The organism is Microvirga soli, from assembly GCF_016734765.1.
Taxonomy (GTDB): Bacteria; Pseudomonadota; Alphaproteobacteria; order Rhizobiales; family Beijerinckiaceae; genus Microvirga; species Microvirga soli.
Genome location: NZ_JAERQE010000003.1, coordinates 268,489 through 286,472 on the forward strand (window position 1 = coordinate 268,489; position 17,984 = coordinate 286,472).

10 protein-coding genes are annotated in these 17,984 nt (G+C 59.9%); 5 read left to right on the forward strand and 5 right to left on the reverse strand.

Translation table 11 applies throughout. The annotated features are described in order from the left end of the window. Positions 1–76 precede the first annotated feature (76 nt). The 4 genes from JKL45_RS04970 to glgA (JKL45_RS04985) all read left to right on the forward strand — a co-directional run bounded on the left by JKL45_RS04970 (position 77) and on the right by glgA (JKL45_RS04985) (position 4,076). Complete coding sequence (locus JKL45_RS04970) at positions 77–691, forward strand: DedA family protein (RefSeq protein WP_201860005.1); 615 nt, start codon at positions 77–79, stop codon at positions 689–691. A gap of 191 nt (positions 692–882) precedes the next feature. Further along, a complete protein-coding gene (locus JKL45_RS04975) occupies positions 883–1,206 on the forward strand; it encodes a DUF2934 domain-containing protein (RefSeq protein ID WP_201860006.1) in 324 nt (107 codons plus the stop codon). A 141-nt stretch (positions 1,207–1,347) separates the two neighbouring features. Continuing rightward, positions 1,348–2,631, forward strand: coding sequence for a glucose-1-phosphate adenylyltransferase (gene glgC / locus JKL45_RS04980; RefSeq protein WP_201860007.1), 1,284 nt, complete (start codon positions 1,348–1,350; stop codon positions 2,629–2,631). After that, on the forward strand, positions 2,628–4,076 hold the full coding sequence (gene glgA / locus JKL45_RS04985; protein ID WP_201860008.1) for a glycogen synthase GlgA: 1,449 nt from the start codon (positions 2,628–2,630) through the stop codon (positions 4,074–4,076). Before glgC ends, glgA (JKL45_RS04985) begins: the two co-directional genes overlap by 4 nt. Positions 4,077–4,098: 22 nt before the next feature. Here the strand turns inward: glgA (JKL45_RS04985) and glgX are convergent, their stop codons facing one another. The 3 genes from glgX to treZ all read right to left on the reverse strand — a co-directional run bounded on the left by glgX (position 4,099) and on the right by treZ (position 13,190). Then, positions 4,099–6,306 carry a glycogen debranching protein GlgX gene (gene glgX, locus JKL45_RS04990; RefSeq protein WP_201860009.1) on the reverse strand — a complete coding sequence of 736 codons (2,208 nt, stop codon included), beginning with the start codon at positions 6,304–6,306 and terminating at the stop codon, positions 4,099–4,101. Between the two features lie 198 nt (positions 6,307–6,504). After that, a complete protein-coding gene (locus tag JKL45_RS04995) occupies positions 6,505–11,373 on the reverse strand; it encodes a malto-oligosyltrehalose synthase (RefSeq protein WP_201860010.1) in 4,869 nt (1,622 codons plus the stop codon). Next, positions 11,370–13,190 carry a malto-oligosyltrehalose trehalohydrolase gene (gene treZ, locus JKL45_RS05000; protein WP_201860011.1) on the reverse strand — a complete coding sequence of 607 codons (1,821 nt, stop codon included), beginning with the start codon at positions 13,188–13,190 and terminating at the stop codon, positions 11,370–11,372. The genes JKL45_RS04995 and treZ overlap by 4 nt, the downstream gene beginning before the upstream one ends. A gap of 250 nt (positions 13,191–13,440) precedes the next feature. On the opposite strand from treZ, the gene glgA (JKL45_RS05005) reads away from it, so the two are divergent. Next, positions 13,441–14,967, forward strand: coding sequence for a glycogen synthase GlgA (gene glgA / locus JKL45_RS05005; protein ID WP_201860012.1), 1,527 nt, complete (start codon positions 13,441–13,443; stop codon positions 14,965–14,967). A 114-nt stretch (positions 14,968–15,081) separates the two neighbouring features. Here the strand turns inward: glgA (JKL45_RS05005) and JKL45_RS05010 are convergent, their stop codons facing one another. Together JKL45_RS05010 and JKL45_RS05015 are read right to left on the reverse strand one after the other, a co-directional pair. Next, positions 15,082–16,008, reverse strand: a complete 927-nt coding sequence (locus JKL45_RS05010; RefSeq protein ID WP_201860013.1) for a hypothetical protein — start codon at positions 16,006–16,008, stop codon at positions 15,082–15,084. 259 nt (positions 16,009–16,267) lie between these two features. Further along, on the reverse strand, positions 16,268–17,689 hold the full coding sequence (locus tag JKL45_RS05015) for a protein adenylyltransferase SelO (RefSeq protein ID WP_201860014.1): 1,422 nt from the start codon (positions 17,687–17,689) through the stop codon (positions 16,268–16,270). Positions 17,690–17,984: the final 295 nt, after the last annotated feature.

Genomic DNA, 17,984 nt, shown 5'->3' on the forward strand with positions numbered 1-17,984 from the left:
GCCCAGATCGAGCGGGCTTGCGGATTGAGCCCGCATCGGAAATTTATGGATCACTTCAAAGAGTTGGTGGAACAGAGTGTTTGATTGGATCGTCAGCCTGATCGACAAGGCCGGATATCTCGGCATCGCCCTGCTCATGTTATTGGAGAATGTGTTTCCGCCAATCCCATCGGAACTCATCATGCCCTTGGCAGGATTTTCCGCCGCCAAAGGGACACTCAGCCTCACGGGTGTTCTTATTGCAGGGACGGTCGGTTCGCTCGCCGGCGCTTATTTCTGGTTTCTGATCGGCCGCTGGATCGGAGCAAACCGTCTGAAGCGGTTCGCGGCCAAGCATGGGCGATGGCTGACCATGCATCCCGACGAGGTGGACCAGGCCAGGGCCTACTTCTCCCGTCATCAGGCGCTTGCCCTGTTTCTCGGGCGCCTGATTCCGGCGATCCGTTCTCTGATTTCGGTTCCAGCAGGGGTGAACTGTATTCCGATTTCCACGTTCCTGCTGTGGAGCTCTCTCGGAACGGCCCTCTGGGCGAGCTTTCTTGCAGGCGCCGGGTACCTCCTGGAGAGCCAGTATGAGAGAGTTGCGGAATGGCTGAACCCTGTCTCGAATGTGGTCATTGCGGGTCTCGCTGTTTGGTATGTGTACAGGGTCATCCGCTTCAAGGCGCCTGAAGCCGCCGAAGGTGCCTGAAAATTCATCGGTGCTGGTTCGATTTCTAAGCAGGCATTTGCTGCAGATTCCAGCCTCTGCCGTTGCCAATTTGGCGAAGCGCATAATAATTTACACAGTTCGAACGGTGGGCGCACCAAACGCGGCAGGCTGGCCCTGCTCTTCTTCTGCGTTCATCTGGCTGGGCATGACATCAGGACTGAAGGGCGACTATGGACAAGGAACTTGAAAGCAGAATCCGTGAACGGGCTTACGAGCTCTGGATGCGGCACGGGGCGCTTCCTGATCGGGCGGACGAGTACTGGTATCAGGCCGAGCGCGAGCTTCTCGGCGAAAGCAGTGAAGGATCAGGTGTCCAACCTCCATCCCTCATCGATCCTGCCCCGTTGGGCATGACCAGCATGACGGCCGATGAGGCTCCTCCGGCTGCTCCGAAGACCCGTAAGAAGCGCAGTTCTGCTCCTGCTTCAGTGGAGGAAAGCAGCGAGGCTCCTGCCGCCGCGCCAAAGCGCAAGCGCACCACGCGGGTGACTTGAGCACGATCAGCATACGAGCCTTCGGCCATCGGTCAAAGGCTCCCGGGCGGTACTCCGTTGAAGTCGAGCGGGCGACAATTACCAGCAGCCATCCCGGCCTCTATATAATCAGGTGACTGCCTTTGATGTGAGGACCCGGCCTTGCCGAATTCCAGCGTTCCCTACGCGCCTCTCGCCCGCCATGCCATGGCGTACATTCTAGCCGGCGGTCGCGGCAGCCGATTAATGGAACTGACTGACATTCGCGCTAAGCCTGCGGTCTATTTCGGCGGCAATACACGGATCATCGATTTTGCACTCTCGAACGCCCTGAACTCCGGCATCAGGCGCATCGGAGTGGCGACGCAGTACAAGGCTCACAGCCTGATCCGTCATCTGCAGCGCGGATGGAACTACTTCCGCGCCGAGCGAAACGAAAGCTTCGATATTCTGCCGGCCAGCCAGCGTGTCTCGGAAACAATGTGGTACGAGGGCACGGCCGATGCGGTGTATCAGAACATCGACATCATCGCGAGCATCGATCCCGAATACATCATCCTCCTGGCCGGCGACCACATCTACAAGATGGATTACGAGCTCATGTTGCGGCAGCACGTCGATATGGGGGCCGACGTGACAGTCGGTTGCCTCGAGGTGCCGCGCATGGAGGCTACCGGCTTTGGCGTCATGGCCGTCGACGAGACGGATCGCATTGTCTCCTTCCTCGAGAAGCCTGCCGATCCGCCCGGCATGCCGGACAACCCGGACAAGGCCCTGGCCAGCATGGGCATCTACGTCTTCAACACCCGGTTCCTCTTCGATCAGTTGAGACGCGATGCGGAGACGCCCGGCTCCAACCGGGATTTCGGGAAGGACATCATCCCCTATCTGGTTCAGCACGGCAAAGCCGTGGCGCATCGTTTCACGCGCTCATGCGTCCGCTCCGGGGCGGAAGCCGGTGGAAGGGATGCGGAGGCCTATTGGCGGGATGTCGGGACCGTGGACGCGTACTGGGAAGCGAATATCGATCTGACGGCGATCGTTCCCTCCCTCGACCTCTATGATCACGATTGGCCGATCTCGACCTTTACGGAGACATGGCCGCCGGCGAAGTTCGTGCATGATGAAGAGGGGCGCCGCGGTCACGCCATCAACTCGCTCGTCTCCAGCGGCTGCATCGTGTCTGGAGCGGCTCTGCGCCAGTCCCTCGTCTTTACCGGCGTGCATCTCCATTCATACGCGTCCGTCGAAGGAGCCGTTATTCTCCCCTATGCGGATGTCGGAAAGGGTGTGCGGCTCAAGAACGTCGTCGTCGACCGGGGTGTTCGCATTCCTGACGGTCTTGTGGTGGGCGAGGATCCTGAACTCGACGCCAAACGGTTTCGCCGCACCGAGAAGGGCATCAGCCTGATTACGAAGCCGATGATCGAGAGATTGGCCGGATGAGGCCTCTGAACGTTCTCTCCGTCACGTCAGAGATATTTCCCATCATCAAGACCGGCGGATTGGCAGATGTCGCCGGAGCCCTTCCATCCGCCCTCGCGCTGGAGGACGTGACAGTCATCACGCTCGTTCCAGGGTATCCAGCCGTTCTGAAGGCGCTCGAAGGCTCACGGGTCGTCCATCACTATTCCGGCTTCTTCGGCGGAACGGCAAGCCTGCTGTCCGGAAGGGCAGGAGATCTGGACCTCTTCGTCATCGATGCTCCGCATCTCTACGACCGGCCTGGGTCTCCCTACCTTGCGCCTGATGGCCAAGACTGGCCGGACAATGCGCGGCGCTTCGCGGCCCTAGCGCGGACAGCCGCCGATATTGGACTGGGGCTGGCGCCTGGGTTTGTGCCCGATGTGATTCATGCCCATGATTGGCAGGCAGGTCTTGTGCCGATTTACCTGAGCCTTGCAGAAGGCCCTCGTCCTGCAACGGTGATGACGATCCACAATATCGCTTTTCAGGGTGCCTTTCCTGCATATCTGTTGTTCGAGTTGGGACTACCGGCCAGCACCTTCACCATCGACGGCGTCGAATATTACGGGCAGATTGGGTTTCTGAAGGCCGGTCTGCAGCACGCTGATCGGATCACGACCGTTTCACCAACCTATGCCAAGGAGATTCAGACGCTTGGAGGCGGGATGGGTCTCGATGGGTTGCTTCGGGTCCGTTCTGGTGTTGTCTCCGGCATTCTGAACGGGATCGACGACAAGGTCTGGGATCCTGAGACGGACACATATCTCGAACAGACATACAACCGCGACACTCTCAACACTCGTATTGCCAACAAGACGGCTCTGCAGAGGCGCTTGGGCCTCAGCCAGAACCCGGACGTTTTGCTCTTCGGTGTCGTTAGCCGCCTCTCCGAGCAGAAGGGGCTCGACCTCGTGCTCGCCGGCCTGACGAGGCTTCTTGCCGATGGAGCACAACTGGCGCTGCTGGGTTCCGGAGACCGGATCCTTGAGGACAGCTTCCAGGCCGCAAGCATTGCTCATCCCGGTCAGGTCGGATGCTTCTTCGGTTATGACGAGGGGCTTGCTCACCTGGTCCAAGGCGGCAGCGACGCTCTGCTTGTGCCCTCGCGGTTCGAACCTTGCGGCCTGACGCAGTTATGCGCCATGCGCTACGGGAGCATTCCCATCGTGTCCCGGGTAGGTGGGCTGGCCGATACGGTGATCGATGCCAACGAGATGGCTATCGCCACCGGTGTTGCCACAGGTTTCCAGTTCGCGCCCGTATCGCTCTCGTCGTTTACGGATGCGTTCCAACGAGCGACAAAGCTCTGGCGTGACACGGAAGCATGGCGACGCCTGCAGCATAACGGCATGAGCGCGGACGTGAGTTGGCGGCGCCCTGCAAAGCAATATGCCGCCCTCTACCGGTCCTGTCTATCGACGTAAGATCGATGGGAAGAGCGCCGTATCAGGCGCTCTTCCTTTTTTCGGGCTTCGGCTGCTTGGCGGGTTTAAGCTGAAACAGCAGCAGGGAATGGGCTGTAACCGAGTAGACCTTGCCGAAGCTGAACTCCGCCGGAGTGTCCAGATCAGGCTGGTTGGTATCGATGTGACACATCCATGCGTCGCCGCCGACTACTTCCGGTAACGTGCACTTCACCACATCATTGTGGGCATTCATGATCATCAGGAGGGTCACATCCGTGCCCCGCCTGCGAATGCCGGTCGGCTGCGCGCGGCCATCCAGCAGGATGCTGATGCAGCGGGCGTTAGGGTCCTCCCAGTTCTCGGGCGTCATCTCGTCGCCGGAAGGCGTAAGCCATGTCACATCCTTGACGTCGAGTTCCTCGTTGTAGACTCCCGAGAGAAAACGCACCCGTCGCAGGATCGGCAGGTTCTGACGCAGCTGAATCAGCTTGCGGGTGAACTCGAGCAATTCGACCCCATCCTCGTCGATCCCTTCCCAATCGATCCAGGACACCTCGTTGTCCTGACAATAGGCGTTGTTGTTGCCCTTTTGCGTCCGGGCAAACTCATCGCCGGCCAGCAGCATCGGAGTCCCCTGAGAGAAGAGCAGGGTGGCCATCATGTTGCGGATCTGGCGCGATCGCAGGGAGCGGATCTCGGGATCGTCCGTCGGGCCTTCGACGCCGTAATTGAAGGACAGGTTGTGGTCGTGCCCGTCCTTGTTGTCCTCGCCGTTCGCTTCGTTGTGCTTCTCGTTGTGGGAGACGAGGTCGTTCAGCGTGTAGCCGTCATGGGCGGTGATGAAGTTCACCGAGGCCCAGGGCCGTCGCCCGCGTTTGTTGAAGATATCTGCCGACGCCGTCAGGCGGGCTGCGAGTTCCGGCAACTTTCCTTCCTCACCCTTCCAATAGGCCCGCACCGTATCGCGGTAGCGGTCGTTCCACTCGGCCCAGCCGGGCGAGAAGCGACCGACCTGATAGCCGCCTGGTCCGCAATCCCACGGCTCAGCGATGAGCTTGACCTGACTGAGGGCGGGATCCTGGCGGCAGGCATCGAGGAATCGGCCATCCTCCTCGAAGCCATGCGGCTCGCGGCCTAGAATTGTCGCAAGATCGAAGCGGAAACCGTCGATCTGGACTTCCTGCGCCCAATAGCGAAGGGAGTCAGTGACCATCTGGAGCACACGGGAGTGGCTGAGATTAACCGTGTTTCCGGTGCCCGTATCATTGATGTAGTAGCGCTTATCAGGGGCGAGCCGGTAATAGGAGGCATTGTCGATGCCCCTGAAGGACAGGGTTGGCCCCAGCTCATTGCCTTCGGCCGTATGGTTGTAGACCACATCCAGGATCACCTCGATCCCGGCATCGTGGAGATGACTCACCATCTCCTTCACTTCGTTGATGAAGGGTGTTGCAAGGTAGCGCGGCTGCGGTGCGAAGAAGCTTATCGAGTTGTAGCCCCAGTAGTTCTTCAAGCCCTTTTCGATCAGATAACTGTCATCCACGAAAGCATGAATCGGAAGCAGCTCGACGGCCGTGACGCCGAGATTCTTGATGTACTCGATGACCTCATGCTGCATGAGGCCCGAGAACGTGCCCCGAAATTCTTTCGGCACCGCCGGATGCTGCATGGTGAAGCCGCGCAGATGAGTCTCGTAGATGATCGACCGCTCCCACGGGATCTGCGGCCGGCGCGCCCGCGCCCATGTGAAGGCCGACTCGACCACGCGGCATTTTTGCATGAACGGCGCGCTGTCGCGCTTGTCAAAGGAGAGGTCGGCATCGGGCGAGCCGAGGGTGTAGCCGAATAGGGCGGGATTCCACTTCAAGTCGCCGATGAGCTGCTTGGCGTAAGGATCGAGCAGGAGCTTGTTGGGGTTGAAGCGATGGCCGGCCGTGGGCTCGTAGGGGCCATGGACACGGTAACCGTAAGTCGTGCCTGGCCGCGCATCCGGCAGGTACCCGTGCCAGACTTCGTCGGTATATTCCGGAAGCTCGATCCGCTCGATTTCCCGTTCGCCGTCTTCGTCGAACAGGCAAAGCTCAACCTTCGTGGCATTCGCGGAGAAGATCGCAAAATTCACGCCTAGCCCATCCCATGTGGCTCCAAGGGGATAGGGAAGGCCTTCCCGGACGCGGGAAGTGCGCCGCACGTTCGGGGCTACGACCTGAGCCGACGATTGCTCACGGATATCGACTTTATCATTCATTGGAGATCTCAGAAGCCAAGCGAGGCGAATTGCCTGTGTTCATCAACGCGCAAGCCTGCCGGAAGTCCCCGCCAAGCTGAACTATAAATTCGCTCCCTCACTCTCATGACCGAACACAAGAATCAGTGTTGAAACGCTCGGAATCTTGAGCCTGAGGGAGCAGGGATGGATGATTTGGGAGGTGGGCTCCCTTATCGATCATGTATGCCCCTCGGAGGATTTCAGCTTGAGCACGGCAAAGGGGAATTCCTTCATCAGATCGGAGACTTTTGTCCGCCCTCGATCAATGAGGATCTCGTTCCCTGTCATCACGTTCAGCCAAGTGCCTCGTCCTAGCTCGATGCTTGTATTGCCCCAGATTGCAGGGTCGACCGTTGGGTCAGGGCTCTTCTTCACCAAGCTCGCCCACAGGCGCGGAACGAGGACGGCAAGAGTGCTGGTGCCATGTTGCCTTAGATAGCCTATGAGACGGTCGGCACGGGCGCCCTCGGCTTGTATGACCCGGTAGTCCCCCTCGGCATAAAGCGCCGGTGACTGGAGCCGGTCACGTAGCAGGGCAGCGATGATCTGCTGCTTGATCCGCCCGTCGGTCCAGTTGCTCATGAGAGATGTGAGCGGGTCACTCTTCTCCAAAGCGTTTGCGCGGGCCGCATAGTCCACCGGGCGCCGGTTGTCCGGATCCACCAACGAGAAATCCCAGAACTCCGTACCCTGGTAAATATCGGGCACCCCGGGCAATGTCAGCTTAAGAACTGTACGGGTCAAGCCGTTCAGCATGCCCAGCGTGGAGAGGCGCCGGGCCAAGTCACCGAAACGTTCCAGGAATGAGCTCTTCGGATCGAGTACGGCTCTTAGCAGAGCAAGAGCCGCATCCTCATAGGCTTGGTTTGGAGCAACCCAGCTCGTGTGCCTTTTGGCTTCACGAAGCGCTTTGGTGAGGTAGCCCGCCATCCGCTCCTGGAATGAGGCCAGTTTCCTGCGATCAGCCTTCTCCAGAAGCTCCAGGGGCAGCGCGCCGAGCAGAGCCTGCAGCAGGATGACCTGATCGTTGGCGTCCGGTGCGGGAACGCCTCCGATCTCAGACAGGTGAGCGGATGTCAGTTCCTTCCAGACGCTCAGGGCATTCGCCCATTCTTCCGGCATCTCGGAGAGAGCCAGAAGTCGGGCGCGCGCATCCTCGCCGCGCTTGGTGTCGTGCGTGGCGGTGGCGATCATGGCATGCGGCCAGTTCCGGGCACGGTCCGCATTCGCTTGATGGAAGGCGTCCGGCGTTAGGCCGAAATGCCCGGGGTCGCCGCCTACCTCGTTCAAGGCAATCAGGCGCCCATAGCGGTAGAAGAGGGTGTCCTCCAGGCTTTTCGCCATAACGGGGCCTGTGAGCTGCTGGAAACGGCGGCGGAAGCGGCGCACTTCACCAGGGGCGCCGGATTGCGTCCGTCCCAAAAGGACTGAGGCGATGAAGTCATGCACGGTCTGATCGGGAAGCGCGCTGGAGGTTTTGGCGGCCTCAATCGTCTCCTCGATCAGGCGGACGTCCTCAGGGGCAGGCGCTCCATCGTTCAGATAGCTGCGGTAGATGGGAAACGCGGCAACAATCTCCAGCAGAGATTGGCGCAGGGCGAACGTCGTGTAATCGCGTGTGCGGCGGTTGGCATCGGCAACAGCCTTGATGTCCGAGACCAGAGCCTCGAGCTCGCTGGCGAAGTTCTTCTCGGTGATGTCAATCTTGGCTTCCTTAAGGAGTTCCTCATAGGAGCCCTGAAGGCCCGCTGCCTCACGGTAGATCCGCTCGAAGGCTTCTCCTGATCGCGTGTCCACCAGCACGCCATCGATCACGTTGAGCACATCGTATCCCGATGTTCCGGCGACGGGCCAGGAACGCAACTCTTCGCCGGGCTCAAGGATCTTCTCGACCACCACATAGAAGCCAGGGCCCACCTTCTCCTGGAGGGCGCGAGCGTAGCCCTCCGGATCGGCAAGACCGTCAATATGGTCGATCCTGAGGCCGTGAACGAGACCCTCGTTCACGAGGCGGAGGATCAGCTCGTGGGTCTTCTCGAAGATCTGCGGGATCTCGACGCGAATGCCCGCCAGGGTGTTGATGTCGAAGAACCGGCGGTAGTTGATCTCGCTCGATGCTACCCGCCAGAAGGCGAGGCGGTAGGCCTGTGCTTCCAGAAGACGGTGCAGGGCATCGAAGCTACCCGGATCATCCGGACTGCCATTGATGGCAGCGACAGCCCGATCGATGGCCTTTCGTAGGTCCGACGAACCTGCAACCGCCTGTGCCAGATCGTGCTTGAGCCCCTCCGCTTCCTCCGGAAGGAAAGAGGAACTCTGCCCGGTGTCGTGCTGTCCCATCGCTCGCAGGCGGTCGGTGATGCTTCGCAGCTTCCCGGCCTTGGCAGGATTGGCGAGCGACGCCAGCGCGTGACCCAGGATCTTGGGGTAATTAGTGGGGCAAACGGGAAAACGATGCTCCCAATGCCATATGCTGAAGGAGCCGTCCTCCGGGTCGAATTTCAGCTGCAGTTCGCCCCGTTCGAGAACCTCACCATAGAGACCGCCCAGGGACGGGACGATCAGCTTGCCGCCGGCTCCGGGACGTTCCCAGTCAATGTCGAAAGCATCGGCCACGGGGGAGAGACGCCCCCATTCCAGCACGGAGAGCCACCAGCCATTCGACTGACCGCCGACGCCCATATGGTTCGGCACGATATCGAGGACGAGCTTAAGACCGTGCTTCCTCAGCGCCTCCGAGAAGCGGCCGAATCCTTCCTCTCCGCCGAGTTCCGGATTGATGACGGAATGATCGACGATGTCGTAGCCGTGTGTGGATCCGGGAGCCGCCGCCTGAATCGGCGAGGAATAGACATGGCTGATGCCGAGGCTGGCCAGATAAGGCACGATTTTTACGGCATCGTCGAAGGTGAAATCCTTGTGGAATTGCAGGCGATAGGTGGCACGGGGTGGCGGCGCGGCGAGGGCGCTCCTGCGCGCACGCACATCACGGCCTTCCTCGGTCAGGGCCACGGCGAGCTTTGCCATGAGGCTACCTGGCGCAGCGATGTCCTCGATGGTGTTCGACAGTCTGCGGCGCCAGTTGGGATGGCCCACATCCATGCCGGGCATGTTGGGCTGGTTCAACTCGCCGGATGCATCCTCGATCTGCACGGCCGTGAGCACCGACGAGGTGCGGGCGAGATAACGGATGGTCGCCTCAAGGGGCGGTTCTTCCGCTACCTGCGCTGCAGGCAGGAGCCCTTCTGCCGCGAGCGCCTGAGTAAAGTGGCTCTTGTCCGCCTTTCGCGCAGCACGCTCGCGGTCGGATGTTTTCGGGTCGAAAATGCCGAGAGTCTGGCGCAGGTCGACATCGAGGCCACGCCACCACCCGGTGAAGGTCGGCAGGTCATGGGTGGTGATCACCGCGAGGGCCGATCGGGGATACTGGTCCGGCTTCTTGAAGGCGGAGCCATCGCGTTCGAAGGGCAGAACCCGGTAGCTGAGAACACCCGATTCCATGATTGCGTCGGAGAAACCTTCCGGTGCCGTTCCCAGATCTTCCGCAATCACAAGGCAGCGGGCGCGGTGGCTCTCGATGCGCAACACCGCCAGCATGGCCTCGAACGGATAATCCACGTAGGCCCCCTGCGAGGCAGGAGCGCCGGATGGGATCAGGAAGAGGCGCTGAAGCTGGAAGGCGTGATCGATGCGGATCGCGCCGGCATGGCGCATGTTGGCCGTGACGAGATCACGGAAGGCGGCAAGGCCCTGTTCCTCGAGTGTGAGCGGGTTGAAGGGCGGCAGACCCCAATCCTGTCCCTGCGGACCGAGAGGGTCGGGCGGTGCGCCGATGGACAGCCCTGGAGCATAGCGCTCTGGGGTCGACCAGATTTCGGATCCGCCGCCATCCGATCCAACAGCGAGATCGCGATAGAGGCCAATGGGAAGTCCCGCGGCGTGGGCCCGCTCAGAAGCCTGGCCCAATTGCCAGTCGGCTAGCCACTGCAGCCAGGCATGGAATGCAACACGCTCCGCCTCCTGCGCCTGGAAGCGCCTGACCTCATCCGAATGGACCGACCGAAAGGCTTCGGGCCACTGGCCGGCCCAGAAGAGACCCTGTGCGCGGAAATGTTCCGAGAGCGCCTCAAAAGTGGCGTGTGCCTCCAGAGCCTCGCCACCTTCCCGGCGGAATGCCTCGAAGGCGGCCTTGTCGCCAGTGGTCTGAAACCAGGACCAGAGGGCGTCAAGGACAGGGCGCTTGATGGACCAGACTTCGGCATAATCGAGGAGCGAGGCGCCACGCAGCTTGGCGAGGCGCTGCTGCACGTCCGAGCCCTGGAGCAACTCCTGTGCGCCGCTCTCGGCATAGCCCTCGACATCAGTCGGGTCGATGTAGAGTGACTCGAGGAACAGGCGTGAGGACGGCGAATAGGGAGATATCTTGGAGCGGTCTGCCGTGAAGAGCGCATGAACCGGACTGAGGCCCAGAAACGCGCCGCCGAACCGGCCGACAGCTTCTGCGGTGAGAGCCACGTCCGAGTAGTCGCCGATCCCGAGGTCACGCTCCGAGCGCAGGGAATAAACCTGTGCCGTCAGACCCCACAATCTTGTGTCGCCCTTCAGGATTTCGGGCTCCCAGCACCTGTCGGGAGCGGCAATGATCGTCGCCTCCCGGTCGCCTAGCTGGAGCCGGTGATAGCCCATTGGAAGGGGAGGGAGTTCGAGAGCGCGGCTGGTTTTGGTAAGGCGGGCTTCGTGAGTGGTTCCGCCTTCCTCCGTCAGGGCCCAAGCTGAGGCTCCTGCAGCGCTGCGCAATTTGATTGTTGCAGGCGCCTCAGCTTCCACGGTCATCACCGCAGGCAGCGGGCCTGCCTTCAGCCGCTTCAATCGCTCGAGGCTCTCCTGCGCACCCTTGGCGGTTGCGACATCGAGACCGAGAGCGGCCAGCAGGGCTTTTCTGGTGTCGGAACTCGTCTCGACCCTTTTTCCGAAGGCATCACTGTAGTCCGGGGAAATGCCGACGAGCGCGGCCATCCGCTCCAGCAGAGCGTCCAGCTTGCTCATGCGGTTATTCCTTTCATGACGATGGCCGACCAGGATGGAAGCTGAAGACTCTTATCAGCAATCTTGGAGCCCTCGCTCGACCAGAGCACACGCGTGTTCTCGCCCGCCGTTCCGCTCACGATCCCGTCGCCGAAGTTGGCCAGCAGGCGAAGCGTGCCGGCCGAGAAGGTCCAGGTCACGTCGAGGACTTTATCAGGCGAAATTGTGTAGTTCGAACCGCGATACTGACTCTTCAGGAGAGGTACGATCTCCGCCTGCCTCAGGTCGAGCAGTTGACGGGTTCGCGCGAGAATCTCCTGATGAGATGATTGCGCAGCCTCCGACCAGTCGATCTTGGAGCGCTCGAACGTCGCGCGATCCGTCGGATCGGGAATGCGTTGCGACATCTCCGGATCCGTGAAAGCCTTAAACCGCTTGAATTCGCCGCGTCTTCCTTCACGCACAGCCTTGGCGAGATCCGGCTCGCTCTCGAAATCGACGAAGAACTGGAATGGTGTCGAAGCGGACCACTCCTCACCCATGAAGATCAGCGGGATCTGTGGCGACAGGAGGAAGACGCCTTGCGCGAAATCCAAGCGCTCAGGCGGGATTAAATGTGAAAGGCGTTCGCCAAATGCGCGATTGCCTACCTGATCGTGGTTTTGGAGAAAGGATACGAAGGCTGCTGGGGTCAGATGGCCCGAGGGCTCGCCGCGAACGACACCATCCTTGTGCGGAGATGGATCGCCTTGATAGGCGAAGCCTTCCGCCAGCGCCCGTCCGAGATGCTCGAGCGGCCGGTTGGCATAATCTTCGTAATAGCCTTCGCTCTCACCGGTCAGCAGAGCATGCCAGGAGTTGTGGATGTCATCAGCCCATTGTGCCGTGTGGAGCGTAGGCTGTCCGCTGGTGTCTCGTCCAAGCCAGCGCGCTTGGTTCGCTTCGTTCTCGAGCACCAAATGAACGTGTCGATCAGGGATGGCTTCACGGATTCTGTTTGCTAGCTCTTCGATGAAGTGCGGCTTGCCGTCATCCACAATGGCGTGGACGGCATCGAAGCGAAGTCCATCGATATGGAATTCCTCCAGCCAGTAAAGCGCATTGTGAAAGAAGAAGTCGCGCACGTTGCGGCTGCCGTCTCCATCCACATTGATGCCAGCCCCCCAGGGAGTCGGATGGCGCTCCGTGAAGAAGGTCTTGGCATAAGCGTGGAGATAATTTCCCGAGGGGCCGAAGTGATTATAGACCACGTCGAGGAAGACCATGATGCCGAGCGTGTGCGCACGCTCCACGAGCCGCTTCAGGTTGTCCGGGCTGCCATAGGCTGCATCCGGTGCGTAGGGCAGAACGCCGTCATAGCCCCAGTTCCGTCGGCCGGGGAACTCGCCTATAGGCATGAGCTCGATGGCGGTGATGCCCAAGTCGCGCAGATCTTCAAGCTTGGTCATGAAGCCCGCATAGGTGCCCTCCGGCGTTGCCGTTCCCACATGGACCTCATAGAGAACCGTTTCTTCCCAGGGCCTTCCTTTCCACCTGGTATCGGACCACTGGTATGTTCCAGGATCAACAACGAGGCTCAGGCCATGAACATCATCGGGCTGAAATCTGGAGGCCGGGTCGGGCACTACAATATTGCCATCGATTTTATACCCGTAGCGGCTGCCCGCATGGGCCTCCTGCGAAACAAGGCGATACCAGCCTTCGGCACTGGCTGTCATTGGAAGCTCGGCACTGTCCAATACGAGCCGCACGTCTTGGGCTGTAGGCGCCCAGAGAGCAAAGCGAATACCATCGGGGGTTATCTCAGCCCCAAAGGGCATAGAGTGAACGCGCCGCATTTGAACTCCGGAAAGCAGGGGGAGGCACTTGCGAACGACAATTGCAAGGCAATGTTCCAGAGCAGCCGAAAAAAACAGCCAAGCTGACTTTGACTGTAATGGAGTTCGCAGGCTTGCTCGGCCAAGCTGGCTCAAAGGGCTAGTCAGGAATTTTCTAGAACTTCTGCGGAACCATATCCGGGGCGAAGGAGTTAAGAGCCCGACTGCCTATGGCGCGGGGAGTCGATGGGGATCGCGCCTCTGAGCTAACATGCTGGATTCATCTCAAGTGGACACCGTTTCAGGTGTCTCGACCTTGGCGCATGCCGAACTTCTGACCGGCTCCCAGGCTTCTGTTTCCATCAAGCGCCGTCAGTCAATTCTCTTCGTAACATCCGAGATAGCCGACTACATCAAGGCCGGAGGGCTTGGCGAGGTGTCGGCGGCACTGCCGCGCGCACTGCGCCATCACTACGATGTACGAATTCTCGTTCCGGGTTACCGTCAGGTTCTGTCGCAAATCGGCGATGTGGAAGAGATTGGCCGTCTTCCGGCTTCATTCGGCATACCGGCCTGCGGCCTTGGACGCGGTAAGACCCAGGACGGCTTGACGGTTTATGTGCTTCTGTGCCCGGAATTGTATGATCGCGACGGATCGCCATATGTCGACAGATTTGGAAATGACTGGAGCGACAACGACATCCGTTTCGCGCGTCTTGGATTAGCGGCAGCCGACATTGCCTGTGGCAATGGCGATTCCCTGTGGCGGGCCGATCTCCTGCACCTCAACGACTGGCCGTCGGGGCTGGCATCCGCCTACCTCGCTTGGCGCGGGCAGCGCATTCCGACAATTCTGACAATCCACAATCTTGCTTATCAAGGAAACTTCGATCGTAATCGCTTGGCCCATCTGGGCATTCCCGATGCCGCTTTTCAAATCAATGGCGTCGAGTTCTACGGCAAGCTCTCCTTCCTGAAAGCAGGGATCTACTACTCGTCCCATATCACGACTGTGAGCTCCACCTACGCCAAGGAGATCACGCGCCCGGAATTCGGCTGCGGTCTCGACGGACTTCTCAGGACCCGCGCGGAGGAAGGCCGTCTTGATGGCATCATCAATGGCATCGATGCAAGCTGGGACCCGAGCACGGATCCCTATCTGGTCAGCCGGTTTTCTACCGAAAACTTCCGGGGCAAGCGCGCCAACGCCAGCACGGTGCGCAGAAGCTTCGGCCTCGACCTGTCCTCCGGTCCGCTCTTCGCTGTGGTATCGCGCCTCGTGCATCAGAAGGGTGTCGATCTCGCCATCTCGGCGGCGGAAACAATCGTTTCTCAAGGGGGGCAGATTGCCGTCATCGGTCAAGGCGAGGCTCGCTTTGAGTCAGAGCTGAAAGCTCTGTCGGCGCGCCATCCCGGTTCGGTCGGCGTGAAGATCGGTTATGACGAGGGCGATGCGCGCCGCATGTATGCGGGCAGCGATTTTCTACTCATGCCATCCCGGTTCGAGCCCTGCGGTCTCAGCCAGATGTATGCGCAGCGCTTCGGCTCACTGCCGATCGCGCACAAGACGGGCGGACTGGCCGACACGATTGAGGACGGCGTCACCGGCTTCCTGTTCGGCGAGCCTTCGCTCAGTCGTTTCACGGATGCGATCAGAAGAGGTCTCGACACATTCCGTTCGAGATCGCGTCTCATCACCATGCGCCGGGCTGCGATGAACAGACCTCACGGTTGGGACCGTTCCGCCTCACGCTATCAGGACGTCTACGAGCGGGCCTGCCAAGCGGCTTTGGCTTAGCCTCGACGATTCAACTTAGAATGTTGCTCGCCCAAGATTTGCCCTAACTCTGATCTGACAGAAAAAGCCCGTGGCCGCTTTCGTGGCCACGGGCTCTGTTTTTGCTAGGCGGATTTAGTCCTTGCCGCCGCGGCCATTTCCGTTGCCACCGCCGTTTCCGTTCCCGCCGCCATTTCCACCGCCGGCCGGGCCATCCGCATCAGACCCATCGCCATTGTTGGAGCCGCCCGGGTTGGAGGAGTCGTTTCCATCGGGATCATTGCCGTGACCGTTGTTGCCATGGCCTCCGCCATTGCCGTTCCCTTTGCCACCGCCATTGCCGTTTCCGCCTCCGGCGGGCCCATCAGCATCGGACCCGTCACCATTGTTGGAATTGCCCGGGTTTGAGGAGTCATTACCGTCAGCGTCATTGCCATGACCGTTGTTGCCATGACCACCGTGGCCGCCGCCATTTCCGTTGCCGGCTCCGCCGTTGCCACCCGTGCCACCATTGCCGCCATCATCACCGGTTCCGCCAGCGCCGCCGTTGCCACCCGAGCCACCGCTCCCGCCGGTTCCACCAGTGCCGCCGTTGCCGCCATCATCACCGGTTCCGCCGTTGCTACCTGTGCCGCCAGCGCCACCGCTGCTACCAGTGCCGCCGGTACCGCCAGTGCTGCCTGCTCCCGAGTTGCCGCGATCCGCAACCGCGCCGCCACGGCTGGGGCCACGTCCGTCACTGACGCCACCAGACGAGCCAACCACAGGACTTCCGGTTTCCGGACTGAAAGCAGGATTACGGCCGATCGAGCCGGTCACAGCATCGGTCTGGTTCCGTTCGCTGGTCCGGTCATCCATTTTGCGCAGAGCCTGGGGGAGGATGGCGCAACGGCAGACTTCCTGGCCCTGTACGATACGAAGGCGGCAGTTGCCGTACATGGATGGATTGGCCACAGCCGGTACGCACTGCGGTGCGGGCCCAAGATTCTGGGCAGAGGCCGGGGAGCCGACAGCGAGGAAGAGGGCTGCACCAGACAAGGCAAGAGCGTGCGAGCGCTTCATGTGTTCACCTACATAATTAGCCAATTGTGATGTGTAGCCACCTTAGTGACGGCGTACTTGGCTAATATACGCATGTATATGAATAACGTTCCTGCACACTGAAAAAATTCTATTCAACTTAACGGGGGAACTTTCCTAAAGCATACGCTATGTGTGCCTTAGAAGGCTCTGGTTGATATCCATATAACCAAGGTATGCATTGGTTATAGCTTGGCCATTATGATGGCCGCTAGGGAAGCAGGATCTTATTCTGAGAAGTTCATTTGATCCGGTAGGCTTCTGCCATGGCGCGGATGTCCGCGAGCTTGGCAGTGAAAAGTGACCAATCATCCTCGGCGGCAATAGGTGCCCATATTGCCTCCACATCATCAATCAGCATGGTGCAGGGTATCTGCCGCCCGAAATATGGGTGTCCGTGATTGATGTCAGGCGAGGGTGTAAAGTCGCTGAAGATGTTTCTGAAAGCTTGGAAGGATTCGAGCGCATAGAAGTTTGCAGATGTGCTCGCCTCCGCACGCTTGGTGCTCAGGACGCCACCATACCAGTCAAAGAATGTCTGCTCGAATGGAGCACGAGTTTCGTGAAGGAAGCTCCATAGATGCTTGGCTAAAGCCCCGTCATGTTCGTAACCCCTGGATTGGATCCCGAGGCGCCGCAAGATCGCGTGCGCGAACTCCTGGTGGAGAGCAGGTTCGAAAGACCCGAGAGCCTGCTCCAACAGATCCTGCGGAGCCAGAGGAAGCAGGCATTCCGCCAAGCGGTAGAGGTTCCAGAGCAGCGCGTCAGGCTGCCGTCCGAAGGCATAAAGGCCGGTCTCGTCGAAATAAGCAGCCGTGAAGCCTGGATCGTAATGTGGCAGAAAGCGCCATGGTCCGTAGTCGAAGCTTTCTCCCGTGACATTGATGTTGTCGGTGTTGAGCACGCCATGCACGAAACCCGCAGCCATCCATTGCGCGCCCATGCGAGCAACACGCCGGCTGACCTGTTCGAGAAACGCGGCCGCCCGTGCCGGTTCCTCATCACGCCACGCGTCGGGCAGGTAGGTTCGAACGGAATGGTCGAGCAGCGTGCGGAGATTGTCGGCTTCGTTGAGATAGAGAAACCGCTGAAACGTTCCGATGCGGATATGCGAATGGCTGAGGCGAACCAGGACGGATGATCGGGTGGGAGACGGCTCATCGCCTCTTTCAAGTTCCTCGCCCGTCTCGATCAGGCTGAAAGACTTGGAGGTTTCGACACCGAGTGCCTCCAGCATCTCAGTCGCCAGGGTTTCCCGTACACCGCCCTTGAGCGTAAGCCTGCCATCCGCATGGCGCGACCATGGTGTCTGCCCGCTTCCCTTGGTTCCGAGGTCGAGAAGCCGCCCATCCTCGGCATCCTTAAGCTGCGCGAAGAGAAATCCGCGTCCATCGCCGAGATGGGGATTGTAGGTTCTGAACTGATGGCCGTGGTAGCGCAGGGCCAGCGGCCGCTCGAAACTCCCGGGCAATGGCGTGAAGCGACCAAGATGATCGATCCATTCCTGATTGGTGAGAGTATCGAGGCCAACCCGCTCCGCCCAACGCTGGTTGCGATAGCGCAGGATGTGCTGCGGAAAGCTTGCCGGTTCGACAATGTCGTAGAAGGAAGGTCCAAGTTCCTCGTGATGCTTTGAGGCGGAAAAGGAAGGCGAGTAGGACATTCGATCCATCCGGTTGAACCTATGTTCAAGTCGACCGACGCTGAATTGTTCATCTGATCAGCCGAGGGACTGATGCGCAGCGCACCCTGTTCGATTGGGCCTGACTGTCAGAATCGCGAGGGCGGATACGCGGAAACTTGTCTAAAACAATGTTTCAAAATTTGCGAACAGAGGCCGACTCTGTGGATAATCTAAAAAATTTTTTCCAATAGGGGTCTGATTCCGAAACCTCTTTGGTTGCCAGACGTTCGGGCACATTGCTCAAGCATTCGCATCGGGTGTTCACCTGATCTTA

What these genes read in the sequence shown, in the direction of transcription:
- glgA (WP_201860008.1), top strand. Translation starts at nt 2,628, where the DNA reads ATGAGGCCTCTGAACGTTCTCTCCGTCACGTCAGAGATATTTCCCATC.
- glgX (WP_201860009.1), bottom strand. Translation starts at nt 6,306, where the DNA reads ATGAATGATAAAGTCGATATCCGTGAGCAATCGTCGGCTCAGGTCGTA.
- JKL45_RS05015 (WP_201860014.1), bottom strand. Translation starts at nt 17,689, where the DNA reads ATGTCCTACTCGCCTTCCTTTTCCGCCTCAAAGCATCACGAGGAACTT.
- JKL45_RS05010 (WP_201860013.1), bottom strand. Translation starts at nt 16,008, where the DNA reads ATGAAGCGCTCGCACGCTCTTGCCTTGTCTGGTGCAGCCCTCTTCCTC.
- treZ (WP_201860011.1), bottom strand. Translation starts at nt 13,190, where the DNA reads ATGCGGCGCGTTCACTCTATGCCCTTTGGGGCTGAGATAACCCCCGAT.
- glgA (WP_201860012.1), top strand. Translation starts at nt 13,441, where the DNA reads ATGCTGGATTCATCTCAAGTGGACACCGTTTCAGGTGTCTCGACCTTG.
- JKL45_RS04995 (WP_201860010.1), bottom strand. Translation starts at nt 11,373, where the DNA reads ATGAGCAAGCTGGACGCTCTGCTGGAGCGGATGGCCGCGCTCGTCGGC.
- JKL45_RS04975 (WP_201860006.1), top strand. Translation starts at nt 883, where the DNA reads ATGGACAAGGAACTTGAAAGCAGAATCCGTGAACGGGCTTACGAGCTC.